This is a genomic window from Hyphomicrobium sp. (genome assembly GCF_036780825.1).
GTDB lineage: Bacteria > Pseudomonadota > Alphaproteobacteria > Rhizobiales > Hyphomicrobiaceae > Hyphomicrobium_C.
The window spans coordinates 22,260-45,992 of record NZ_DAIQCD010000022.1 but is presented as its reverse complement, the minus strand read 5'-3'; the positions used below and the strand labels follow the sequence as shown (position 1 = coordinate 45,992).

The window sequence follows — 23,733 nt, the reverse complement described above, 5'->3', positions numbered from 1 at the left end:
GCCTCGCGGCGCTGCTACCTGAAAGCAGTGCGTCTACCAATTCCGCCATCTGGGCAAGCCGGTGAGCCGGCAAGCGCCTTGAGTTAGGGGGAGCCGCGGCCGTTGTCAATCGCGGCGCGCATCCCTGTCCGGTGCGCGATCACCGCAATGCGCTCGGTAGAGAGAGATTGGGCTGGCCAGGGTTCGGGCGCATGGGCTAGATCCTGCATGCGCGTCCAAGCCCGCCACCGCCGGCACGGCCGGGTCCAGGGTGCGCCATCTCTTGGCATGGGGTGCCAGGGCGGGAAAGAAAAATGGCGGCACAAGACAGCAGAAACGAGTTGGTTACGATATTCGGCGGATCAGGCTTCATCGGCCGCTACGCCGTCCGCGCGCTGGCGCGCAAAGGATACCGCATCCGGGCCGCCTGCCGGCGCCCGGACTTGGCGGGCTTCCTGCAGCCGATGGGGGACGTGGGCCAGATTCAGCCCGTGCAGGCAAATCTGCGCTTTCCTGATTCGGTGAACCGTGCCGTCGAAGGCGCTCATGTCGTCGTCAACTGTGTCGGCGTTCTTTCGCCAACCGGTGCGCAGACCTTCGACGCCGTGCACGACGAGGGCGCACGCGCCGTCGCCCGCGCCGCACGTGAAGCGGGCGCCCGCCGCCTCCTCCACATTTCGGCGATTGGCGCCTCCGCCACGTCTCCGTCGCGCTATGCGCAATCCAAGGCCGCCGGCGAGGCAGCCGTGCTCGAGGAATTCCCCGACGCCATCATCCTGCGGCCCTCAGTCGTGTTCGGGCCCGAGGATGACTTCTTCAATCGCTTCGCCTCCATGGCGCGGATTTCGCCGGTGCTGCCGCTGATCGGCGGCGGGCAGACGCAGTTTCAGCCGGTTTTCGTGGGCGACATCGCGGCCGCGCTCGCCGCGGCGGCCGAGGCTGATGGTGCCGGACGCCCGGGAACGATCTATGAGCTTGGCGGGCCGGAGGTACTCTCGTTCCGTGAGCTCCTCGAGCGGACGCTCGAGTATGCGGGGCGCCGCCGCGGCTTCCTTCCGCTCCCATTCTGGCTCGCCAAGCTACAGGCGCTGCTCACGTGGCCGCTGCCCAACACGCTGCGCCCGATCACGGTGGATCAGGTGCGCCTACTCCAGTCCGACAACGTGGTCAGCACGTCCGCCCGCGATGAGAAGCGCACCCTCGCCAGCCTCGGCGTCACCCCGGCCCAGTCGATCGGCTCAATCGTGCCGGCTTATCTCGAGCGCTTCAGGCCGAAGGGGCAATATTCCCGTTATAGAGGGTAACAGGCACCCGAAGCCCACTACAGAAGCCCGCGGGAGCACCACAGGCTCTCAAGGCGAAGCGAAGCTGGGATCCTAAGAAGCTGGGATCCTAAGATGTAGCGGCCCGGCATTCCTCGTCCGCCGGAAGCGGATCGCACGTCTTGGATGCGACACAGACTTCGAGAGCACGCCGCACGTCGCGTGTGTAAAGCCCATCGATGGGCCCCGTGTACACGCCGTTGGCCTCGAGCCCGCATTGATAGAGCTTGACCAGGTGCTCGCCGCCAAACCGCATGGCCTGCTCATAGTCGCGCAGCGCCGGACGAAGCTCGCCACGGGCCTGGCGAATGTGGGCCCGCGTATCGTGAGCATGCGGGCTCGCCGGCGAGAGCTCGAGTGCACGCTCCACGTCGGCCAGTGCGTCGCCCAGCCGGTCGAGCTTGTAGAGCACCCAGGCGCGATTGTTGAGCGCCATGGCGGAGGCCGGATCCAGCTTGATGGCCATGTCGTAGTCCGGCAGCGCCTGCGTCAATCCGCCCTCGAGCGAGAGAGCGAGCGCGCGCATGGCGTAGGCGAGGCTGCGGGTGCCGTCATCGAGCTGCGGCGTCTCGATCAGCGCCGAGCAGCCAGCGATCCGCTTCTCGTTGTTCTCGCTGAAACACTCCGCAATGGTGCTGGCCGGCGCCGCAACTGTCACGGAGTACGCTGCGAGAAGGATCGCAGCAACGCTGAGAGCTGCCAACCACCGATGATAATGATGCCGATCCCGGAGCGTCATTCGGTAACCATCCGGTTCCGCCCCCCGGAAAGATGAGGTGGCGATGTATGATATCATGGTATGATTTGAGTGAGCCGCAATTGCGGCACCCCACGGCAGCAGCCATACCTGCTAGCGATCAACCGATCTTTAACGACGCACTCCCTGCCTGAGATCCCTATGAAGCGCGTTCTGCTGGTCATCGGTGGTGGCATCGCCGCCTACAAATGCCTCGATTTGATCAGGCGTTTGCAGGAGCGCAGGATCGCCGTGCGCTGTGTCATGACCGGCGCGGCGCAGGCGTTCATCACGCCGCTCGCTGTCGGCGCCATCAGCAACGAGCGGGTCGCGACGGATCTTTTCGATCTCGAAGGCGAGCGCGAGATCGGGCACATCCGCATGGCTCGCGAAACGGATCTCATCGTCGTCGCGCCGGCGACAGCCGACCTTCTCGCACGCATGGCACACGGCCACGCGGACGATCTGGCGACTGCGGTGCTGCTCGCCACGCGCGTGCCCGTCCTTGTCGCCCCGGCCATGAACCCGGCGATGTGGGATCACCCCGCCACCCGGCGCAACGTGGCCCGCCTCGAAGCCGACGGCATCGCGTTCATCGGTCCGAACGCCGGTGAGATGGCGGAGAAGGGCGAGGCCGGCGTCGGTCGCATGGCCGAGGTTTCCGAGCTGGTGGCGCGCATCGAGAATCTCCTGACACCAGGCGCGGGCGGCAAGGGGGAGATCGGTTTTCTCAGCATCTCGGCGGCGAAGGGTGCGCGGCCCCTGCTCGCCGGGCGTCACGTGCTCGTGACCAGCGGTCCGACGCATGAGCCCATCGATCCCGTGCGCTACATCGCAAACCGGTCCTCGGGGAAACAGGGTCACGCCATCGCAGCCGCCGCACACCGGCTCGGTGCACGCGTGACGCTCATCTCCGGGCCGGTACAGATTCCCGTTCCTGAAGGCGTCGAGGTGCGCCACGTCGAGACAGCCTCCGAGATGCTCGACGCCGTCGAAGCCGCCCTTCCCGCCGACATCGCCGTCCTCGCCGCAGCGGTCGCCGATTGGCGCGCGGCCGAGCCCCAGCGCGGCAAGATCAAGAAGCGGCCAGACGCCCCGCCCCCGGCTTTGGCGCTTGCGGAAAACCCGGACATACTCGCCACCATCGCCAAACCTGGCCCCCAGCGTCCGCCGCTCGTGATCGGCTTCGCGGCCGAGACGCAGGACGTGATCGGGAGCGCCAAGGCCAAGCGCACGGCGAAGGCGGCCGACTGGATCGTCGCCAACGATGTGTCCGAGGCGAGACACGTGTTCGGCGCCGAGCGCAACACGGTGCACCTCTTGACGGCAGACAACGTCGAAAGCTGGCCCGAGCTGAGCAAGGCGGAAATCGCGGAGGCCCTGCTCCGCCGTGCGGCCCAGCACCTCGCTGCGCGCCGGGAAACGGCGTGACGCCCATGTCTGACGCACTCACGACCGAGCCCCATGGCACCCCGCACCCCTATGAGCAGGCGTTGCTGACCAAACGCGCTGCCGGCACCCACCATTCCTCCTGCTCCGCACCGAGGCGCGCATGACCGGAACACTCCCTCTCACGGTTCGCGCCGTCATGCTGCCGCACGCAGAGGGCCTGCCGCTGCCGGCCTATCACTCGGAGGAAGCCGCGGGCCTCGATCTGGCGGCCGCCGTCGGCGCGGATGAGCCGGTGACCATCGCACCCGGCGCGCGGGCACTCATTCCGACTGGCCTCACGCTCGAGCTTCCCGCGGGCTTCGAGGCGCAGGTCCGGCCGCGCTCGGGGCTTGCCCTGAAACACGGCATAACGGTTTTGAACAGCCCCGGGACGATCGATTCCGATTACCGGGGCGAGGTGAGCGTCATCCTCATAAATCTCGGAGACGCGCCGTTCGCAGTACGCCGCGGGGAGCGGATCGCGCAGCTCGTGGTCGCACCCGTGACCCGCGCGGAGCTGGTGCCGGCAGAGGCCCTTGGCGCCACTCGGCGCGGCAGCGGCGGCTTCGGCTCGACCCGCCTCGGCACGGCCCCCGCAGCCGCAGCGAACCCGGAAGATGCCGCGCATTCCGGCGCCGGGCCGCCACGAAAATAAGCCTCGAATCGCCCCGGCGATCACGGCGAAATGTGCGCCGCCGGCCTTTGGGCGCGTCTGAAAATATGCGACAAGAACGTGTTGAACATCATGACTAATCAAGGTGGAGTGCAACGATGACCCAGACGGCGGAGATCAGAACCCTGAACGCAACGAAGAGTTGGGGACGCGGAAGGGTCTACAATGACATCACAGAAACCATCGGGCACACTCCTCTGGTCCGCTTGGCGCGCATGGCGAAGGATGCCGGCGCCAAGGCGGACGTGCTGCTGAAGCTCGAGTTCTTCAATCCGCTGTCCTCGGTGAAGGACCGCATCGGCGTCGCCATGATCGACGTGCTCGAGGCCGAAGGAAAGATTGCACCCGATAAGACTGTCCTCGTCGAACCGACGTCGGGGAACACGGGCATCGGCCTCGCTTTCGTGGCGGCCGCGCGCGGCTACAGGCTGCTCCTGGTGATGCCGGAATCGATGTCCATCGAGCGGCGCAAGATCCTGACCCATCTCGGCGCCGAGCTGGTGCTCACGCCGGCCGCCGGCGGCATGGCAGGCGCCATCGACAAGGCCAATGAGTTGCTGGCCTCGATGCCTGGCGCGGTCCAGCCGAGCCAATTCGAGAATGAGGCCAACCCGCTCGTGCATCAGGTGACCACGGCCGAGGAGCTCTGGAACGATACCAACGGCAATCTCGATGTACTCGTCATCGGCGTCGGCACCGGTGGCACGCTGACGGGCTGCGGGCGGGCGCTCAAGCCGCGCAAGCCGTCGCTCAAGATCATCGCTGTCGAGCCGGAAGGAAGCGCGGTGCTCTCGGGTGGCGCACGCGGGCCTCACAAGATCCAGGGCCTCGGCGCCGGTTTCGTACCCAAGGTGCTCGATACGCAATACATCGACGAGGTCGTGCGCATCTCCAACGAGCAGGCCTTTGAAACGGCCCGGCTGCTGGCCCAGAAGGAAGGCATTCCCGGTGGAATCTCGACCGGCGCCAACGTTGCGGCGGCGCTCGAGATCGCATCGCGCGAGGAGCTTGCCGGCAAGACGGTGGCGACCGTCGCGCCATCGTGCGCGGAGCGCTACTTCTCGAGCGAGCTATTTATCGATCCGAAGTAAAAAGCGCCGCAATACGCAGTAAAGTGTGAGTCGTTTCATCCTATCGAACGGGGGGAAATACGGGTGAAGTCGTCACTCATCCTGAATGTCGTGCTCCTGACAGCGGTTTGCAGCGCCGGAAGCTCCGCCCTTGCGGAGGGTCCGCGCTGGACACCGCTGACGGGCCTTCTCGTGCCGGAGGGCGCAAGCGAGCCCGGCATGAAGATGTCCATCCCCACTGAGACATCCTCCACGCAGAAGCCGGAGGCGCCCGCCGCGCGCGAAGCACTGGCGGCGCATTCCCTCAAGGCCGTGCTCGAGAGTGTCGTCACGGACGGCCGGATGCACGGCGGTCTCGGCGTAGGGACGGTTGCAATCGACGCCGATCTTGCCGCAGCCCTCGATCTCGGCAGCGCACGTGGCGCCCTAGTCACGGACGCGGGCTCACGCGCGGCCGCCTCTGCCGGCATCCGTGTTGGCGACATCATTCAGAAGATCGATCGGCGCACCGTTAGCGACCCTGCGGCACTCGCACGGGAGCTGTTAAGCTTCCGCCCGGATCAGCAGGTGACGATCGACATCCGCCGCGCGGGCGATGGCGCAACGGATCTGAAGCGCCTCCTTGTCGAGCGGGCGGACGCCGGTAACGTCGCGGCGGCTGCGAGCCTCGGCCGGCTGCTCGCTCTGGGACACGTCTTCGGTTCGAAGCACTACGCCGAAGCCGCTACGTATTACCTCAAGGCAGCGGAAGCCGGACACGCCGCCTCGATGACGCGTTATGCGCTGTTCGCCAAAGACGGCGCCGGCATTCCCAAGGACGAAGCGCTCGCGGCCGAGTGGTTCCGCAAAGCGGCGGAGGCGGGACAGGATGCGGCTATGACCAACCTTGGCTCGCTGTACGAAGCCGGGCGCGGCGTGGAGGCCGACCTCACCGAGGCAGCGCGCTGGTACCGGGCGGCCGTGAGCAAGGGCGACAGGTTCGCCATGCACCGCCTGGCGCTTCTCTATGAAGCGGGCCGCGGCGTCCCCAAGGACGATCGGGAAGCCATACGTCTGCTGAACCAGGCATCCGAGCAGGGGCTTAGCGAGGCCACGTCTTGGCTTGCGGAAAAATACGAGCTCGGGCGGGGCATTGCCAAGGACGAGGCCGAAGCGAAGCGGCTCAACGCGCGCGCCGCCGAGCAGGTTCGCCATGCAGCCAACCAGGGCGACGCCGTGGCCACGTTCAACCTCGGCATCCTCTATCGCACTGGCCGGGGCGTCGAGCGAAGCGACACGGAAGCCACCTACTGGGTGCTCCGCTCTCTGAGGCTCGGCGATGCCTATCTGGTCTCCGAATTGATGCGCAATCCTGACCTGCTCACATCGGCCGACCGCAAGTGGCTTCAGGAGCTGCTGCGCAATGAAGGGACGTACAGCGGCCCCATAAACGGGACGTTCTCGCCCGAGATGCGCACCGCCATGGAAGCACTGGCAAGCCGCGCGTAGGCACATCTATCAAGCATTAAAAAAAACCGGCGACCTCATCGAGGCCGCCGGTTTTTTATATCCGAATATCACGGGTGGCTCTGCTATCCGCGCAGGCGAGACCGGATGATGCGCGGGAACTCCTCTTCATCTTCCGCATCGAACAGCGGCGGCGACTGCGGGGCTTGTGCCGACCAGCGGTCCGCCGGCTGCTGCTGGGCCGACGCCGGCGTGCGATAGCCTTGTGGCTCGGTCGCAGCCGTACGTACAGCTGGAGCCGAAGCGGGGGACGCCTGCTGCGCGATCCGCTGCGAAGCCGGCGCACCGCCGAACCAGGCGTCAATCAGATCGATCTCGTCGGCAGAAAGATTGAGCCCCTGCGTGCGGCAGCGCGCCACCACGAAATTGCGGAAGCGGCTGGCGAACAGGTTGGCGGAGGCGCCCTGCTCGAACCATGGGTCGGCTTCGCTCACCACCTCCAGCACGAAACGCGCGTCGTCGCGGCGCACATCGAGTCCCATATCACGCGCCCGCTCGGCGATGTTGATCAGGGTCTGCTGGCCGGACAGGTTGTTTGCTGTGATCTCCTCGGCCATCACCTCGAAGAGCACCCGATATTCCGGGGGCGAAAGAGGCGGCGCCTGGCAGGCTTCGTGGATGCGCGCGATCGATTGCTGGATCTGCGAGGCCTGATCGGCCGTTGCCCGCGCCACGGGCTGCGCCTGTGCCGGCTGGCGTGGCGGCGGGGGTGCCGCCTCGGCCCGCGGCATCGGCATGCCCAAAGGTGCGCGGTCCGGCGGCGGAGCAAAGAAACCGGATTGACCATAAGGGGCTGATGCAGGCGGCTCGGCCGGACGCGGCGACGGTGCGCTGCGCGGCTCCATGCGGGACAATGCGGGCGCGGCCCGCTCGTCGCGAGTCGGCGAGAAGCGCGGATCGTCGTAGCGGGGAGACGCCGCCCGCTCAGACTCCTGCGCCGGCGCCGGCGCTTCCCGATCGAGCGGCGGGCGCTCCGCGCGCTGCGGCTCGTAACCGGGCTCCGGACGGGTATCGCGGATAGGGTTGGCCCGGCGCTCGAGGCGCGGCGCGGCCGACTGAGGGGCCGGCGCATCGAAGCGAGCATCGTAGCGCTCGTCCTGCGTCTCGGGCCGGCGCTCACGCACGCTTTGAGGCTGCGCGGGCTTCGCCTCGACCGTCTGCGCGAGCTGGCGTGTTGGCTCATAGACGAAATAGGGCGGCTGATCCGTGAGCTTGATGTCCTTCGGCAAGGCACGGCTCAGGAGATCACGGAAGCTCCCGGCACCGCCCCATCCCGATCCGACCGTCTTATCGTGGCCGAGCGTGCGCACGGCGCGATCGGCCAGCGCCTCGAGCGGGACCGGCTGCCCCGCCGACCGCACGGTGCCCGTCACCTCGGCGACGATCGACTTGCGCATGGTCTCGAGTTCGGCCGACGTCGGGTCACGCAGCGCGCCGCCGGGCTTGGCCTCTCCGTCGATGCGTCCCTCGAGAAGCAGCGAGATGAGATCGGCCTCGCGCACCTCCCCGTCGCTAATGGCGGTGTAGGGCTGGGCGGTGTGATCATTGGCAAACACGACGGTGCGCCGCGCGTGCGCGCGCAGGCGGTGCAGCACCGGCGTGAAATCCGCATCTCCCGAAAGCAGGATGAACTCGTCGAAGCGCGTCTCGTGGTTGAGCACGTCGCGCACGTCCATCACCATGCGGATATCAGCCGAATTCTTGAGCTGAGCCGTGAGCGGCGGGCAGTCGACCACCTCGAAGCCAGCGCGTAGAAAATGATGGCGCACGAACGGGAAAGAATTCATGTCCGTCGAGTTGTCGGTCGCATTGCGGCGCGGAACGGGATTGCCGTAGCAGCGGCTCATGACGATGCGGCGCCGCCCGGCGGAGAAGTCCTGCCCGTGGGTGGGTGTGATCAGGCGTCCGCTTTCGATCTCGCGCAGCCAGAGCGCGGCGTCCTTCGCGAAGCGCTTGGCCGCTTCTTCATTTTTCCGCTTCAATGACAGATAAATGTTGTCGTAATCAACGAATACCGTACTGAGGACAGCTCCGGTCAACTCAACTTTCATCTTCTGCAACCCCCGCTGCGCGCACACTTTTTCTGAATCGAGTCGCACTGTCCCCGAGTCGTATTTGAGCGGCAAGCGCAGGCCGGACCCGGTCCCCAGGAATTGCGCGAAAACTTGATAAAACAAGCGCGCTGATGCCTTCGCGCACCCCATTGAACAGTGGAAAACCCGGTGCTAGCCGCGAAGCCGCCGTTCATGGGTGCAAGCGGCGTCAGCCTGGCTCAAACCCAGGCTCGGCGAGTTCGAACCCGGCGAAGTCGAAGCCCGGCGCCACCGTGCATCCAACGAGCGACCATGCACCAAGCGAGCGAGCCCGCTGCCAATGCCCCTTGGCTACAACGCCTTGCGGACGCTCGCCATCGAGGACAGCCGGGCCGAGCCGCGTTGCCATCTTCGCGCCAGCGGGTGCTGCCGTGACGAGCTCTAGAGGCGCGCCCGCATACCAATGCCAGACTTCCGTCGCATCGACACGATGCCAGCGCGAGACCTCGCCAGCCTTGAGCAGGAAATAGATCGCCGTGGAATAGGCTCGTCCGCCGTTGGGCTCGGCATCGCGGAACGTTTCGCGGAAGTAGCCGCCCTCGGGATGCGGCTCGAGCCCCAGCTCAGCGATGATCCGGTCGGCGTCCATACCTTGCCTCTCTGCATGAATGTGAGTTGAGTTGCGAAGCGCATCGGATGCGTCCCCCCCGAGCGCATGGCCGCGGCCCTATGAGCGGCCGCGCTGTCAGAACCGATTTTTGAGCTCGCGCAGATGAGCGAAGACCTTCCACGCCGGCGCATCCGGCAGCCCCACGCGGGCGCGGATGGCCTCGTTATCGGCACGCAGAAACACATTCGTGTCCAACTCAGCATCGAGCCGCGTCGGAAGCGTCGGCCGTCCCGCGGCGCGCGCCGCTTCGGCTTCGGCAAGCCGCTCCGAAACACGCGCATTCTCCGGCTCGACCGAGAGCCCGAACCGGGCGTTGGAAACGGTGTATTCGTGGCCGCAATAGATCTGCGTCTCCGCCGGCAGCGCCGCGATTTTCCTGAGCGAGGCCCACATCATCTCGGCGGAGCCTTCGAGCACGCGCCCGCAGCCCATGGCAAACAGCGTATCGCCGACAAAAGCCACGCCGGCCTCGGGCAGCCAATAGCTCACGTGGCCCATGGTATGGCCCGGCGTATCGAGAACCCGCACCTGGATCGCGCCGAGCGTCAGAACCTCGGGCTCACAAACACCGGTGTCGAGACCGGGAATACGCTCTGTTTCGCCATTCGGGCCGATCACCGTGCACCCGGTTTCCTTCTTGAGCGCCGGGATGCCCGCCGTATGATCAGCGTGATGATGCGTGACGAGGATATGCGTCAGGCTCCAGCCTTGCTGATCCAGCGCACGTCGCACGGCTGCCGCCTCAGGCGCATCGATCGAGAGCGTCACGCCCCCTTCCGCGTCATGAACGAGGACGCCATAATTGTCCTTGAGGCAGGGAAATTGATGAATTGCGAGCAGGGTCATATCCTTATGCAACCTGCCCGCGTCGGTCGCGGCAGGTCACCCACAGGCTAGCGGCGCGCCCTTGCCATTTCAATGCCGGCCGGGCGAAATGAATGACAAGCCTGCAACCCCTTGAGGCGAATGTATACGGACGTCGCAACGTTGAGGGATTTCTACGCGACGCCGCTCGGGCGCATCGCACGCCGCCTGCTGGCGCGCCGTGTCCGCGCCGTTTGGGGGCCGGCTGCCGGCGAGACGATCGCGAGTCTCGGCTTCGGCACGCCGTTTCTTGCGGCCTACCGCAGCGAGGCGCACACGCTCGCGGCCTTGATGCCCGCCCGCCAGGGCGTCCTGATCTGGCCGTCCTCGGCCCCCGCGCTCTCTGCGCTCGTCGAAGAGGACGAGCTTCCGCTTCGCGACAATTCCATCGACCGCCTGCTCGTCGTGCATAGCCTGGAACTTACGGAGCGGACAGCGCCCTTGCTGCGGGAATTATGGCGCATCCTGAAGCCGGAAGGGCGGCTGCTCATCATCGTGCCGAACCGTCGCGGACTGTGGGCCCACGTCGATACGACACCGTTCGGACGCGGCTGCTCCTACAGCCGCTCTCAACTGGACAAGCTTCTGCACCAATGCCTCTTCACGCCGCTGGCATTCGGCAGCGCGCTGCATTTGCCGCCGTTCGATCGCGGCATCGTGGTGCGATCTGCTCTGGCCTGGGAGCGGCTTGGCATGCGCGTGTCGCCGGGGCTTGGCGGCGTGCTGATCGTCGAGGCACGGAAAGAGATGATGGCGCCGATCAAAGGCACGCCGGCCCGTGCCAAGGCGCTGCAAGCCTTGGCACCGACGCGATGATCTCTCCGTCGGATGGGTGTTCCAGACCACGTGCAAAGCGCCTGCGCCGGCTAGAGCCGTTCCGGCTTAAGTGGAAGCGGGGAACGGCTCTAAGATTTTGTTTCTTCGTGCTTCTTTCCGGAAAACCGGTTCCCACTTTCCGGAAGCACTCTAAACTAAGCGCGCCGCCTGAGCTTGAAGACGGCTTTCTCGCCGAGCAGGTTCTGCAGCGATATCGAGTGCCGGATCGGCAGCCGCCGGCCCTTACTGTTGAACGCGACGGCCTCCTCCACCTCCGCATCGACCAGCGACACTAGATCGACGAAATCGGTGATGGTGCACAGGTGCGCATCTGCCGTGGAGTACCAGGGCTCGGGAAGGTTCGGCGTCACCGGCATGCGGCCTTTGAACAGCAGCGCCGCACGAATGCGCCAATGGCCGAAGTTGGGAAACGAGACGATGGCGTGGCGGCCGATGCGCAAAAGATTCTCGAGCACGGTCTTCGGGTCCCGCGTCGCCTGGATCGTGAGCGACAGGACGGCAACATCGAACGCTCCGTCCGGATAGTCCGCAAGGTCGCGGTCGGCATCGCCCTGGATGACCGACAGTCCGCTCTTCACGCACAGATTGACCTTCTCGCGCGAAAGCTCGACACCGCGCCCATCCACGTTCTTGGTTTCGGCGAGCAACTTCAGAAGCGCGCCGTCGCCGCAACCGACATCGAGCACCCGCGAGCCCGGCGCCACCATCTCGGCGATCAGCAGATGATCCGCCCGTAGGTCGCCCGTCAAAGGAACGACTTTCTGCATCAGCCAAGCCCCCGCTTGGCCGCGGCCGCTGAAAGGAAGCCGCGCACGGTCGCATGGAACTCGGGCTCCTCGAGCAGAAACGCATCGTGACCCTTGTCGCTCTCGATTTCGACGAACGACACGTTGGCCGCGACCGCATTCAGCGCCTTGACGATCGTCTTGCTGTCGCGCGTCGGATAGAGCCAGTCGCTGGTGAACGACACCACGCAGAATTGCGTCCGCGTGCGAAGGAACGCGTTGGCAAGCTTGCCCCCGTGCGCCGCTTCGAGATCGAAATAATCCATCGCCCGCGTGATGTAGAGATAGCTGTTGGCGTCGAAGCGGTCGACGAACGTCGAGCCCTGGTAGCGCAGATAGCTCTCGATCTTGAAGTCCGCATCGAACGAGAACGAGCGCGCGGCCCGGTCCTGCAAGTTGCGGCCGAACTTGCCCTGCAGCGCTCTTTCGGAGAGATACGTGATGTGCGCGGCCATACGCGCCACCGAGAGGCCGTTCTTCGGAACAACGCCCTGCTCGTAGTAGCTGCCGCCGCACCAATCGGGATCGGCCATCACCGCTTGCCTGCCGACTTCGTGGAAGGCGATGTTCTGCGCCGTGTGCCAGGGCGCCGTCGCGATCGGGATGGCGGTCGCCACCCGCTGCTTCTGGCGGGAGGCCCATTCGAGCACCTGCATGCCACCCATCGAGCCGCCGACCACCGAGAACAGCACATCGATGCCGAGGTGATCGATGAGACGCACCTGGGCGTCCACCATGTCGCCGATGGTGATCACGGGGAAGTCGAGCCCATAGGGCTTGCCCGTCTTCGGGTTAAGCGAGGCCGGCCCGGTGGAGCCCATGCAGCCGCCGAGGATGTTCGGGCAGATGATGAAGAAACGATCTGTATCGATGGGCTTGCCGGGCCCGACGAGCTTTTCCCACCAGCCAGGCTTTCCCGTTACTGGGTGGATGCTCGCCGCATGCTGGTCGCCCGTAAGCGCATGGCAGACGAGAATGGCGTTCGACTTGGCGGCGTTGAGGGTGCCGTACGTGTTGTATGCAATCGTCAGCGGCGCGATGAGCTGCCCCGATTCGAGCTTCAGGGGCTCGCTCTCGGGGAAATCAACGGAGAGGCTGGACGGGCTCAATACCTCCGGACGGCGCGCGATGCCCGCCGAGCACTGCAGCTTTTCCTCTCCGGTAGACATCGCGGTGGGCGCACCCATAGATCGTGCTCCGGCCCGCCGGACGTGCGGGCTTTCGAACACCGGCCTCGTCAAGCCGGCTCACCGAAATTTTCCGGGTGCGACGGCCCATTTAGCGACTTGTTTAACGTGGCTGCAAGCCGGCCGGCCAAATCACCACGATCGGAACGATAGGCCAATATCGGAGGTTGTCCGCAAGCGGTCAAGGCGCTTGGCATGCGGCGTGTTGAGCGGTTAACGGAGATTCAACGCCTTTCGAGCGATCTTGGCCTGGCCAAACCACCGGCTCTTGTAAGCGGGTGCCCGGCAGGTTCCGAAAGACACACCCCGGAGCCGAAAGCACGTCTCCACATCGACAGCCTTCCGGACCTGAGCTAAGTTAGCGCCATGAAAAAACTCGGTCTCTTCAAAATCGTGGCGGCTGCGGCCCTGCTTGCTCTGCCCCTGGCTCCGGCGCCCGCTGTGGCTCAATCCGGCGCCAAGACGAAGCCGTTGCGCGGCGTCGTCCGGCCGGCGCCCCGGCAAGGCGGCTATTCGTACAAATACTTGCAGGGTACCGATACCCGCAAGTTTACCGACCCTACGATGAGCAGCCAAACCCGATCGGGGCCGTTCGATAGTGGCTTCTTCTTCTCATCGCCCAACGCCCCGCAGGGCGGCGACAGTCCCTACCTTCAATAGGGGCGTGATGCGCCATTCCTGGCGCTGACTTTTTGATAAGTTCTTACGTCCAAGACGGAAAACGCCGCGTGCCCAGTCCTGATCAGCTCGGCGCGCGTCCCTACGATGTCTCCCCGTTGACCGCGAAATACACGCTCGCCGAGCCTTCCCACCGTGCACCCGCCGACGACATGATGGTGGCCGAGAACACCATGTAGCCCTCGACGTAGTTGAAGCTTTTCCAAAGCTCCTCGAGCGGCAGGAACCTGAAAGATATTTTTCGGCAAGAGTCCTCGAATTTGACATATTCGAGGAGTTGCCGATACGTCGCTTCAACCTCGCACGCATAGGACTGCGCCTCGGCCCCCGGCGCATAATCAACCGTCAGTTCTCCTTCTATCGGGCTCGCATTGCCTTTTACGAAGCGGAACGGCCTGTCCGGCGCCGTCAGCCCGATAATACCGAGACCATTATCCGCCCTGGTGCCGGCCGGTGTCGCCGAGCCACCCTTGATCAGGACGCCCGCGGCAAGCCCCAGCACCACGCCGACAATGAGAAAGATGAGGTCGCGCAAGCTCGGGCGGGGCAGACGCAGGCCGCCGCGACGGCCGTCGCCGCTCGGCTCCTCGCGCCGGCCCGGATCCAATGCTGGACCGGCCGCCGGGCGCCGCTCGAAACGCGCCTGCTGCTCGAAAAGAACGCGCGAGGCCGCCTCGTCGAATACCGCAAGGGTCTGCAGCCGGATTTGCTCATCGTAAGCGGGGTCCGCAACGATCCGCTGCCAGAGGGCATTCCGCTCGGTATGAACGAGATGCTCGACCTGGGCCAGATCACCGGCGGATGCGGCCAGCAGCCTCCCTCTCAGATACTCATAGTAGGTCGTCATTCACTCGCATGCCGTTGGCGGGCCGGGCCGCGGCCAACTTCCACCCGCCTGCTGCGGATACGGCGGCCCAACATCAGAAGCCGTAGAATTACGACAAAATTCGGAGAGGATTGGGTCCGCGTGGCGCGACATTCAGCCGTTGCAAGGCTGCCATGCCCACGGTGACCGGGTGCCAACAGCAGGCGCCGGCATGGTCCTAAAACGAAAGTTCCGACGCGTTATAATGTGAATACGTCATATTATAAATTCCACACCCCACCGATCTGTATGTTTCACCCTTAAAGCCCGAATATTTTGTGGGTCACTTTCAATTGAGATACGGAATTGGCGTCCGAATATCGGCGAGGAATATCAATTCGTTTTAAAGGAGTTTCCAGGATGAAAACGGCAGGCATTGCTTTTGCTGCAACTATCGCGTTGGCCATGTCGGCTCCGGCCGAAGCCGGCAGCCGCAGCTTCGGCGGCCACGGTGGTCATGGCGGCAGCTTCGGCAAACAGATCGGCCACGGTAGCGGCTTCGGTAAGCAAGTGGGATACGGGAAGGTCAGCCACGGCAAGCAGGTTGGTCACGGCAACAGCCATGGCGGGCATGTCAACAAAGTGACCAGCCATAGCAAGCAGGCGGCTGCCAAGCCGGCGAGCGGACCTGCCATCGGCGCCGCCGCCGGTGCCCAGGCTGGCGCCAAGCTCAACGTGCTCAATCTCGTCAAGCTGAACGCTGGCGTGGGTCTCGGCCTCGGGGTCGGCCTGCTCGGCGGCCGCTGATCTTCACCGGGCAGGCGATGACCTCGCCTGCCCTCATTGAACGGCAGCATAGGTGAGCCCCAGAGAAGCCGAGAAAGCATCCGTGCTCACGTCGTCGAAGCTGCTGCGATAGTCGAGATAGCTGACACGGGCGTTCATCGTCGTGCTTTCAGTGATCGGCAACTCTCCCGACAAAGCCATCTCGAACTTGCGATCGGCGCGCTCGATGAACATGAGATCGAGATCGTCATAGGTGCGCCACGTCTCCGACACCGCGAATGAGAGCGTCCCCTTTCCGACCGAGAGCGTCAGGCCGCCCACGGCTACCGCCTCGTAAGCCGAGCTTGCGACGAGAAAGTCGGTTTCATAGAAGCCATAGCGCACAGCGCCAAAGGCTTTGAGATCACTGGAAAGCTGTGCGCCGCCCTCCAGCGCGAAGGCATGCTTCCATCGGGATCGGAAGAGATCCTCTTCGTACGTTCGCCAGAGCGGCATATAAAGACCGCTCAGCGTAAAGGCCGTGCCGGTGTAGGTCAGTCCGATGACCGGAAACAGCGACACATTCCCTCTTCGCACGCCGAAGTCGTCGTATGTGTCGAGATAGCGCTTGCTGTCGGCACCCGCTCCGACTTCCATCTCTATATGATCCGTCAGCGTCAGCCGCAGACCGATCTGGGCACGGGACGAGATCCGGTCTCGATCGTCCTGATTGCTGAACGGGAGAAAAGCCCCCGGCACATCGTCGTAGTTGAGCAGTGCCACCTCGCCTTTGAAATAGGGCTTGGCCTGGCCGCTGGTCCACGCATGTGAGAGCGCAAGGCCCGTCTCCAGGATGCGTTCCTCCACGTCACGAGTCTTCGACATTGCGAAGGACAAGAGCGTTTGCTGGCCGCCCCAGTCCTTGGTCAGGTTCATCGCGAGGCCGCCAGATGCCTCATTCGCCTCGTCAAACGCGGCATACAGGCGATCGGAGAGAGTGACGCTGACATCCAGCCGCCCGAGCTCCGTCGCCCGCACGGCCGCAAAACCGAAAATACGGTCGATAAAGATACTGGATATCTCAGATAAGGTCGGCCCGGCGTTGGTCGTTGCGCCAATGTTGCTTCCGATTAGAAATGCCGAAGCCGCGTCCGTCTCGCTTGTAATTCTTCCTTTAAGCACCGGCTGTGTGGACGGCAGATTGCTGCCGCCGATTTTATCCGCCCAAGCCCCGGAGCCCCACGTGCCGGACGTTACGAGAGCAATCCAGGAAAGCCGATAAAATCCGGCGATGAAAGCGTGCAATTTCGTAGCTCCCCGGAACCGTATCCTTTAATGAATAAAGAACGCGTAGAAATCGATTTCCAGATGAGTATCGAAATATTACAACTAAGAGTTAGTAAATTTAGCTTCGTCACACGTTAGACGTGCTCGCTAGAATTGCTTCCAGCTAAGCTCGAGCCGCTCGCCGCCGCGCTTAAACCTTTGCGCTTTCGCGGTGCCCTCGGTATCACCACGACGCCGACGCGAAATGCCGGCAAACACCTCAATTTTCATCCGATCATCGTTGGCAGCCGAACCCATGGCCCCCCTTACTCTCAAGCCCCGCCCCGGCGTTCTCGATATCGAGGCCTATGTGCCGGGTGAATCACACCTGCCCGGCATCAAAACGATCAAGCTCTCATCCAACGAAACCCCGCTCGGGCCGAGCCCGAAGGCGGTCGCGGCATTCTCCGCCGCCGGCGCGGAGCTCGAGCGTTATCCGGACGGCCAAGCCACAGCGCTGCGCGCGGCCATCGCGCGCCGCTTCGGGCTCAATCCGCAGCACATCGTCTGCGGCGCCGGATCGGACGAGTTGATCAGCCTCATCGCGCACGCCTACCTGGGGCCGGGCGACGAGGGCATCTACACAGAGCACGGCTTCCTGCTGTACCGCATCGTGATCCTGGCGGCCGGCGCCACTCCGGTCGTGGCTCCCGAAACGGACCTCAGAACCGATGTCGATGCCATCCTGGCCCGCGTGACGGAGCGCACGCGCATCGTTTTCCTCGCCAACCCGAACAATCCCACGGGCACGTACCTCTCCATCGCCGAGGTGCGCCGCCTCCGCGCTGCACTGCCGGGCAATGTACTGCTCGTTCTCGACGCGGCCTACGCGGAATACGTCCGCAGAAACGATTACGAGGCCGGCCTCGAGCTCGTCGCCACCACCGAGAACACGGTGATGACGCGAACGTTCTCGAAGATCTTTGGCCTCGCTGGCCTGCGCATCGGCTGGGCGTACTGTCCCGCGGCCGTTGCCGATGCGCTGAACCGCATCCGAGGTCCGTTCAACCTCTCCGTGCCATCCATCGCGGCGGGTGCCGCCGCCATGGAGGATTGGCCGCACATCGAGGCTGCCGTCCGCCACAACGAGGAATGGCTTCCATGGCTGACGGGAGAGATCGAGAAGCTCGGCCTTGTCGTCACGCCGAGCGTCGCCAATTTCATCCTGGTGCACTTTCCGTCCACGCCGGGGCATGACGCGGCGGCATGCGATGCGTTCCTCAAGGAGCGCGGCATCATCCTTCGCCGCGTCACAGGCTATGGGCTGCCCGGCGCCCTTCGCATCACCATCGGGACAGAGGCCGAGAACCGCCAGCTCGTTGATGCTCTGGCCGCCTTCGTCGGAGCGCGCCCATGACGAAACCTCACGTAACGGCCTCGCACCACTCGTCGCAAATGTTCGAACGGATCGCGCTGATCGGTGTCGGCCTCATCGGCTCGTCAATCAGCCATGCCTGCCGCCGGGCAGGCCTTGCCGGCGAGATCGTCGGCTCGGCGCGCACGCCCGCTACCGTCGAGACGGCGGTGAAGCTCGGCCTGATCTCGCAAGGCTACGTCACGGCCGCAGAGGCTGCGGAGGGTGCCGATCTCGTGATCCTGTGCACGCCGGTCGGGCTTTGCGGGCCGATCGCCAAGGAGATCGCACACAGTCTCAAGCCGGGCGCCATTCTGACCGACGTGGGCTCCGTGAAGACAGCGATCGTGAACGATGTCGCGCCCCACGTGCCGGAAGGCGTGCACTTCGTGCCCGGACATCCGATCGCCGGCACGGAGCAATCTGGCCCTGAGGCGGGGTTTGCCGAGCTGTTCGACGGGCGCTGGTGCATTCTGACGCCAACGCCCAACACCGACGGCAAGGCCGTCGAAAAGCTCACCGCGTTCTGGGAAGCACTCGGCTCCAAGGTCGAGATCATGACGCCCGAGCACCATGACCTCGTACTCGCGATCACCAGCCACGTTCCGCACCTCATCGCCTACAACATCGTCAACACGGCCGCCAACCTCGAGCGCGTTACCGACAGCGAGGTGATCAAGTTCTCGGCTGGCGGCTTCCGCGACTTCACGCGCATCGCGGCCTCCGACCCCACGATGTGGCGCGATGTGTTCCTAAACAACAAAGACGCCGTGCTCGACATGCTCGGCCGCTTCACCGAGGATCTCACCGCGCTCCAGCGCGCCATTCGTTTTGGTGAAGGCGACACGTTGTTTGACATGTTCAGCAATGCGCGGGCCATTCGCCGTGGCATCGTTCAGGCGGGACAGGATACAGCCGCGCCCGATTTCGGCCGTACGCCCGCGCGAAGCGAGCCAGCGACCGCCAAAAGCAAGAGAGCTTAGAGCCTGATCGTTCGAGGTGGATGCAGACACGCACCCACCGAGAACGAGAATCCGTCTCTCAAACGCAGAAGCTCTTCGGAAACGAAGCAAGCGATCTGCTCTTGCCGCAGGCGAGCGGATTGAGCACGCTTGCATCGAAGGCGTGCATGCGTTCGAGCTTGGGGAGCAGCACGATGCCGGTCACCGCGGCCGAAGCATGGATATTCGGCTACGGGTCTCTGATGTGGAACCCGGGTTTTCCCTTCATCGAGGCGCGCCGCGCCCGGCTCACCGGCTATCATCGCGCTTTCTGCATCTATTCGATCCATTATCGCGGCACCGAGCGCCAACCCGGCCTCGTGCTCGGCCTCGATCGGGGCGGCGTGTGCGACGGCATGGCCTTCCGGATCGCGCCCGAAAAGCGGGATGAAGTTTTGGCCTACCTGCGCCGGCGCGAGCTGATCTATGGCGTCTACCGAGAGGCGCTCGTGCCGCTCGATCTTCACCACGAGCCAGCTTCGCCGCCGAGTGGCGAAGGACACAGCACCATGCCTCAACCCGTCGAGGATGCGCGCACGGTATGGGCCATCGCCTATATCGCCGAGCGCGCGCACCCCGCCTATGCCGGCATGCTGCCGCCTCAACAAGCGGCCAGCCTGATCCGGCGCTCGGCTGGCCACGGCGGCACGAACCTCGACTATCTCCTGAGCACGCTTTGCCATCTCGAGACGCTCGGCATTGCCGAGCCGCGGCTTTCCCGTCTGCTCGCGCTCACGGGCGCACAAGCTGCGCGCCGGCGCACGGTGGCAGGGGGCGCCCACGTGCCAACGATCGCTCTAACGCGGGCCTGGGCCAAACGCCCGCTCCTCGCTCCGCGCCCGGTTCGGGCGAACCGCTTCGGCTACCGTGCCAAGCTCGGGTGAGGCTTGCCAGGGCCGCGCGCACGGGCCAAATTATGTGAGATGGGAATGGGGCCTCCCGACAACCGCCGCAAGGCTGATGGCACCTACCGGGCGCTTTCGCGCGGGTAGGAGTATGTCGTCTTATCCTCCGAAGAACGCCATAACGACAACCAAAATGCGGAGGTGCGCATGCCGTCGTCCATGATCGTGTTCCTGGGTGCAGGTCTTGGCGGCGTGCTCCGGCACGTGATGAATATTTGGATCACCGCGCTGCTCGGCAGCGGGTTCCCCTACGGCATTCTAACCATCAACGTCCTTGGCTCGACGGCCATGGGACTCGTTGCCGGATGGTTTGCATTCCGCGGCGGTGGCCCGTCCGAGCTGAGCCTGTTCCTTGCCACCGGAATTCTCGGCGGCTTTACGACGTTCTCGGCGTTTTCACTCGACACCGCGCTGCTGATCGAGCGTGGCGAAACACTTGCCGCCGCCGCTTATGTGATCGGCAGTGTCGCTCTCTCCGTGCTCGGGCTCTTCCTCGCACTTTGGGCGATGCGCGCGGCACTCGGATGAGGAATATAAATCGCGCCGTCTCCGAGAGATCGGCGCGACTTTGAAATGGCGTGGGCGGCGTTCGGTTCAGTGCCGCGTCGCCGAGATGATCTCATCCGGATCGCAATCGATGCGGCCGGCGCGAAGGTCCAACTCGACCATGCAGCGCTCGTGCGCCGAGAGCGCCAGCAAATGGACATGAACCTCGTTGGCGCCAAGCCGCGCCGCGCGGTGGCGGATCTCGGCGAGATTGAGCGACGCCGCCTTATGCTTCAGGTGGCCGATGGCCAGGACCGAGCGATCGCCTGAGCCGTCCCGGCGGACGAGCAGAAAATTTGCCGCAGGGATCTCGGGGCAATCGAGAAGATCGTAGACCGTGTGAACGTAGCGCCGGCCTGACGCACCACTCCAGAACTGGAAGCGATCGCGGCCTCCGGCCCGGTCGTCCGCCTCGTCTCTCACGTGCAACGGCTCGAGCTCGGGAGCCGGGTTGCGGCGGGCTCTGACATCAGCGAGTTGAATGACGCGCGCTCCCATCTCGGTGTTCCTGCCGTTTACGCGGCTCTCCATGCAACCGAACTCATGCCTCGAGAATGCTCAATGTTTTCAGCCTAAATATGGCTCGATCTCAGTGATTTTGCGGCATCTCTCCTTGTGTGTTGCGTACTGACCCAAGCGCCATCGACGCGCGCCCGCTAAAAGAAGCGCACTGAGGAATCAGTGCCTTAATCGGCCGGAGCTGTCAGCTTCCGAAACATGACCCGATGCGCCAGATCTCGGCCGTCACGAAACCGACACGTTCGAGGATCGATGGAGACACGCCTCTTGCCTCAGTCGCAGCGGGAGAAGCCGCACGCCCGGCAGGTCCAGCACCCTTCCTCGTTCACGAACGCCCGCACCGCACAACGCGGGCAGCTGCGGCCGAGGGACCGGCTCTCGCCCGCCAGCGCTTCCGGGACGAGGCCCTGGCCTTCCGCGCCCTCGCCCCCGGTGCGCGCGACCGCCACAGAGGAAGCGAGCGGTTCCGCGATCGCATCAGGATCGGAAAGAAAACCGATGCGCTTCATGTGCGCCTCGATCACCTCGCCGATGGCGGCGAGCAGGCTCGGCACGTAGCGCCCTCCCATCCAGCGTCCGCCCTGCGGATCGAATACGGCCTTCAACTCTTCGGCAACGAAGGCCACGTCGCCCCCTCGGCGGAATACCGCGCTGATCATGCGCGTCAGCGCCACCGTCCACGCGTAGTGCTCAAGGTTTCGCGTATTGATGAAAATCTCGAAGGGGCGCCGCCGGCCATTGCTCTCGATATCGTTGATCGTGACGTAGAGCGCATGATCGCTCTCCGGCCATTTGAGCTTGTAAGTATAGCCTCCGAGCACGGGATCACGGTCGAGGGGCTTCGCCATATAGACGACGTCGCCCTGGCGCGCCGCCACGGCTTCCATGTGCGGAGCCGCCCCGGATGCGGGCGCCGCGGCAAACTTCTGCTCGGCGGCAGCGACCTCCGATTCGGCTTCCGTATCCGCCTCTGCCCCGGCCGCAGCGTTGCCGTTCGTAACCGGAGCCGTCGCCAGCTTGAGCGCCGACAGCACCGCGCCCGTCACCGGATTTGGCCTATAGGCCGTGCAGCCTTTGAGACCGAGATCGAAGGCTTCGAGGTAGACCGACTTGAACGCGTCGAACGAAATGTCTGCCGGGCAGTTGATCGTCTTCGAAATCGAGCTATCGACATGCCGTTGCAGCGCGGCCTGCATCACGAGATGCTCACGCGGCGTGAGGTCCGCAGCTTTGACAAAGGCGTCCGGAAGCGGCGCATCCCGACCGGCAAGACGGCGGAAGCGCGCATGCGCGAGGTCCTCCACCTCCTCGATCGCCGCCGTCCCATCCCGGCGAAGAACACGGCGCGCGTAGCGGAAGTCGAACACCGGCTCGACGCCTGACGACACGTTGCCCGCAAACAGCGAGATGGTGCCCGTAGGCGCAATCGAGGTGAGGCAGCCGTTGCGGATGCCCTTCTCGGAAATGGCGTTTCGCACATCCGCCGGCAGCCGCTGCACATTGGGCGAAGCAAGAAACTGCTCCCGATCGTAGAGTGGGAAAGCCCCCTTTTCCGCCGCGAGATCGGCGCTCGCCAGATACGCCATGCACTCGATGGTGCGCATCCAGCTTTCTGCAAGGCGTTCCGCCTCCGGCGAGCCATAGCGCACGCCGAGCGCGATCAACGCATCCGCCAGTCCCGTCACGCCGAGCCCGATGCGCCGCTTGGCCATGGCCTCCTGCCGTTGTGCGGGCAGGGGATAGCCGGACACGTCGATGATGTTGTCGAGAAAGCGAACCGCAATCCGTGTCCGCTCCTCGAGACGCGAAAAATTGAGGCTCGCGGTCTCCGAGAACGGCGCCTCCACCAGCTCGGCCAGATTGATGGAGCCGAGCAGGCATGCGCCATAGGGTGGCAGCGGCTGCTCGCCGCAAGGATTCGTCGCGGTAATCTCCTCGCAGTAGGCGAGATTGTTCCGCGCATTGACGCGGTCGATGAAGATCACACCCGGCTCAGCATAATCGTAGGCCGCACGCATGATGCGATCCCACAGCGCGCGCGCCTCGACCGTTCTGAACACCTTGCCGCCGAACACGAGGTCCCAAGGCTTCCCGGCGCGCACGGCCGTGATGAAGGCATCCGTCACCAGCACCGACAGGTTGAAATTGCGCAGCTTCAACGGATCGGCCTTGGCGTCGATAAAAGCCTCGATATCCGGATGATCGCAGCGAAGCGTGCCCATCATGGCGCCGCGGCGCGCGCCTGCCGACATGATTGTACGGCACATGGCATCCCACACGTCCATGAAGCTCACCGGCCCGGACGCATCCGCGCCGATACTATGTACGAGCGCCCCTTTGGGCCTCAGTGTCGAGAAGTCATGGCCGATGCCGCCGCCCTGCTGCATGGTGAGGGCTGCTTCTTTCACGTTCTCGAAAATCGAGCCGAGATCGTCCTCGATCCGGCCCATGACGAAACAGTTGAACAGCGTGACGGCGCGCCCCGTACCCGCTCCCGCAAGGATGCGTCCCGCGGGCACGAAGCCGAAATCGGCCATCGCTTCGTAGAAGCGCTCGGCCCATCGGGCGCGCCCGCGCTTGCCGCCTTTCTCCGCGGAGGCCGCCGCGCCGGCCACACGGCGGAAAGTATCGGCCAGCGTCTCGTCTCGAGCCGCGTCGCCCTCGAAGCGGTACTTGCGCTGCCAGATCTCCTCAGAAATCGGTGCGAGAAATGTGGGGGCATCCCTCATCGCGGCCTCAAC

21 protein-coding genes, 1 pseudogene and 2 riboswitches are annotated in these 23,733 nt (G+C 64.6%); of the genes and pseudogenes, 12 read left to right on the top strand and 10 right to left on the bottom strand.

What is annotated here, in order from left to right:
- Positions 1-293 precede the first annotated feature (293 nt).
- On the top strand, positions 294-1,283 hold the full coding sequence (locus V7P99_RS10335) for a complex I NDUFA9 subunit family protein (protein ID WP_333794733.1): 990 nt from the start codon (positions 294-296) through the stop codon (positions 1,281-1,283).
- Between the two features lie 88 nt (positions 1,284-1,371).
- Here the strand turns inward: V7P99_RS10335 and V7P99_RS10330 are convergent, their stop codons facing one another.
- Positions 1,372-2,040, bottom strand: a complete 669-nt coding sequence (locus V7P99_RS10330) for a tetratricopeptide repeat protein (protein WP_333794732.1) — start codon at positions 2,038-2,040, stop codon at positions 1,372-1,374.
- 159 nt (positions 2,041-2,199) lie between these two features.
- Between V7P99_RS10330 and coaBC the strand changes: the two genes are divergently transcribed.
- From coaBC to V7P99_RS10310, 4 genes are all read left to right on the top strand, one after another.
- Positions 2,200-3,468, top strand: a complete 1,269-nt coding sequence (gene coaBC, locus V7P99_RS10325; RefSeq protein ID WP_333794731.1) for a bifunctional phosphopantothenoylcysteine decarboxylase/phosphopantothenate--cysteine ligase CoaBC — start codon at positions 2,200-2,202, stop codon at positions 3,466-3,468.
- 121 nt (positions 3,469-3,589) lie between these two features.
- A complete protein-coding gene (gene dut / locus V7P99_RS10320) occupies positions 3,590-4,123 on the top strand; it encodes a dUTP diphosphatase (protein ID WP_333794730.1) in 534 nt (177 codons plus the stop codon).
- Positions 4,124-4,239: 116 nt separating this feature from the next.
- A complete protein-coding gene (gene cysK / locus V7P99_RS10315) occupies positions 4,240-5,232 on the top strand; it encodes a cysteine synthase A (RefSeq protein ID WP_333794729.1) in 993 nt (330 codons plus the stop codon).
- A gap of 63 nt (positions 5,233-5,295) precedes the next feature.
- The gene (locus tag V7P99_RS10310; protein ID WP_333794728.1) at positions 5,296-6,699 is read left to right on the top strand and encodes a PDZ domain-containing protein; all 1,404 of its coding nucleotides are present in this window, start codon (positions 5,296-5,298) and stop codon (positions 6,697-6,699) included.
- A gap of 83 nt (positions 6,700-6,782) precedes the next feature.
- Here the strand turns inward: V7P99_RS10310 and V7P99_RS10305 are convergent, their stop codons facing one another.
- The 3 genes from V7P99_RS10305 to gloB form a co-directional block, all read right to left on the bottom strand.
- On the bottom strand, positions 6,783-8,768 hold the full coding sequence (locus tag V7P99_RS10305) for an NYN domain-containing protein (protein WP_333794727.1): 1,986 nt from the start codon (positions 8,766-8,768) through the stop codon (positions 6,783-6,785).
- 211 nt (positions 8,769-8,979) lie between these two features.
- Positions 8,980-9,399: a cupin domain-containing protein gene (locus tag V7P99_RS10300; protein ID WP_333794726.1), complete on the bottom strand. Its 420-nt coding sequence runs from the start codon at positions 9,397-9,399 to the stop codon at positions 8,980-8,982.
- A gap of 96 nt (positions 9,400-9,495) precedes the next feature.
- Positions 9,496-10,266 carry a hydroxyacylglutathione hydrolase gene (gene gloB, locus V7P99_RS10295; protein ID WP_333794725.1) on the bottom strand — a complete coding sequence of 257 codons (771 nt, stop codon included), beginning with the start codon at positions 10,264-10,266 and terminating at the stop codon, positions 9,496-9,498.
- A gap of 120 nt (positions 10,267-10,386) precedes the next feature.
- Between gloB and V7P99_RS10290 the strand changes: the two genes are divergently transcribed.
- The gene (locus tag V7P99_RS10290) at positions 10,387-11,100 is read left to right on the top strand and encodes a methyltransferase domain-containing protein (RefSeq protein WP_333794724.1); all 714 of its coding nucleotides are present in this window, start codon (positions 10,387-10,389) and stop codon (positions 11,098-11,100) included.
- A gap of 155 nt (positions 11,101-11,255) precedes the next feature.
- Here the strand turns inward: V7P99_RS10290 and metW are convergent, their stop codons facing one another.
- On the bottom strand, positions 11,256-11,888 hold the full coding sequence (metW, locus tag V7P99_RS10285; RefSeq protein ID WP_333794723.1) for a methionine biosynthesis protein MetW: 633 nt from the start codon (positions 11,886-11,888) through the stop codon (positions 11,256-11,258).
- A complete protein-coding gene (gene metX, locus V7P99_RS10280; protein WP_333794735.1) occupies positions 11,888-13,075 on the bottom strand; it encodes a homoserine O-acetyltransferase MetX in 1,188 nt (395 codons plus the stop codon). The genes metW and metX overlap by 1 nt, the downstream gene beginning before the upstream one ends.
- 88 nt (positions 13,076-13,163) lie before the next feature.
- A riboswitch (SAM riboswitch) is annotated at positions 13,164-13,242 on the bottom strand.
- Between the two features lie 217 nt (positions 13,243-13,459).
- On the opposite strand from metX, the gene V7P99_RS10275 reads away from it, so the two are divergent.
- Positions 13,460-13,753 (top strand): hypothetical protein, encoded by a 294-nt coding sequence (locus V7P99_RS10275; protein ID WP_333794722.1) that lies wholly within the window; start codon positions 13,460-13,462, stop codon positions 13,751-13,753.
- 100 nt (positions 13,754-13,853) lie between these two features.
- Here the strand turns inward: V7P99_RS10275 and V7P99_RS10270 are convergent, their stop codons facing one another.
- Entirely contained in the window at positions 13,854-14,618 is a 765-nt protein-coding gene (locus V7P99_RS10270; protein WP_333794721.1) for a hypothetical protein, read from the bottom strand.
- A 378-nt stretch (positions 14,619-14,996) separates the two neighbouring features.
- Here V7P99_RS10270 and V7P99_RS10265 point away from each other — a divergent pair, with 378 nt between their 5' ends.
- Positions 14,997-15,383 carry a hypothetical protein gene (locus V7P99_RS10265; RefSeq protein ID WP_333794720.1) on the top strand — a complete coding sequence of 129 codons (387 nt, stop codon included), beginning with the start codon at positions 14,997-14,999 and terminating at the stop codon, positions 15,381-15,383.
- 33 nt (positions 15,384-15,416) lie between these two features.
- Here the strand turns inward: V7P99_RS10265 and V7P99_RS10260 are convergent, their stop codons facing one another.
- Positions 15,417-16,379 carry a hypothetical protein gene (locus V7P99_RS10260; RefSeq protein WP_333794719.1) on the bottom strand — a complete coding sequence of 321 codons (963 nt, stop codon included), beginning with the start codon at positions 16,377-16,379 and terminating at the stop codon, positions 15,417-15,419.
- Positions 16,380-16,923: 544 nt separating this feature from the next.
- On the opposite strand from V7P99_RS10260, the gene hisC reads away from it, so the two are divergent.
- The 4 genes and pseudogenes from hisC to crcB all read left to right on the top strand — a co-directional run bounded on the left by hisC (position 16,924) and on the right by crcB (position 20,455).
- The gene (hisC, locus tag V7P99_RS10255; protein WP_333794718.1) at positions 16,924-18,024 is read left to right on the top strand and encodes a histidinol-phosphate transaminase; all 1,101 of its coding nucleotides are present in this window, start codon (positions 16,924-16,926) and stop codon (positions 18,022-18,024) included.
- Positions 18,021-19,004: a prephenate/arogenate dehydrogenase family protein gene (locus tag V7P99_RS10250; protein WP_333794717.1), complete on the top strand. Its 984-nt coding sequence runs from the start codon at positions 18,021-18,023 to the stop codon at positions 19,002-19,004. Before hisC ends, V7P99_RS10250 begins: the two co-directional genes overlap by 4 nt.
- Before the next feature lie 173 nt (positions 19,005-19,177).
- Positions 19,178-19,762, top strand: a pseudogene (locus V7P99_RS10245) (gamma-glutamylcyclotransferase); the annotation flags it as partial.
- A 176-nt stretch (positions 19,763-19,938) separates the two neighbouring features.
- Positions 19,939-19,999, top strand: a riboswitch (Fluoride riboswitch).
- Positions 20,000-20,074: 75 nt separating this feature from the next.
- Complete coding sequence (crcB, locus tag V7P99_RS10240) at positions 20,075-20,455, top strand: fluoride efflux transporter CrcB (protein WP_333794715.1); 381 nt, start codon at positions 20,075-20,077, stop codon at positions 20,453-20,455.
- A gap of 66 nt (positions 20,456-20,521) precedes the next feature.
- Here crcB and V7P99_RS10235 read toward each other — a convergent pair whose 3' ends face one another.
- Both V7P99_RS10235 and V7P99_RS10230 read right to left on the bottom strand, forming a co-directional pair.
- A complete protein-coding gene (locus tag V7P99_RS10235) occupies positions 20,522-21,004 on the bottom strand; it encodes a hypothetical protein (protein WP_333794714.1) in 483 nt (160 codons plus the stop codon).
- Between the two features lie 260 nt (positions 21,005-21,264).
- A complete protein-coding gene (locus V7P99_RS10230; protein WP_333794713.1) occupies positions 21,265-23,721 on the bottom strand; it encodes an adenosylcobalamin-dependent ribonucleoside-diphosphate reductase in 2,457 nt (818 codons plus the stop codon).
- Positions 23,722-23,733 lie beyond the last annotated feature (12 nt).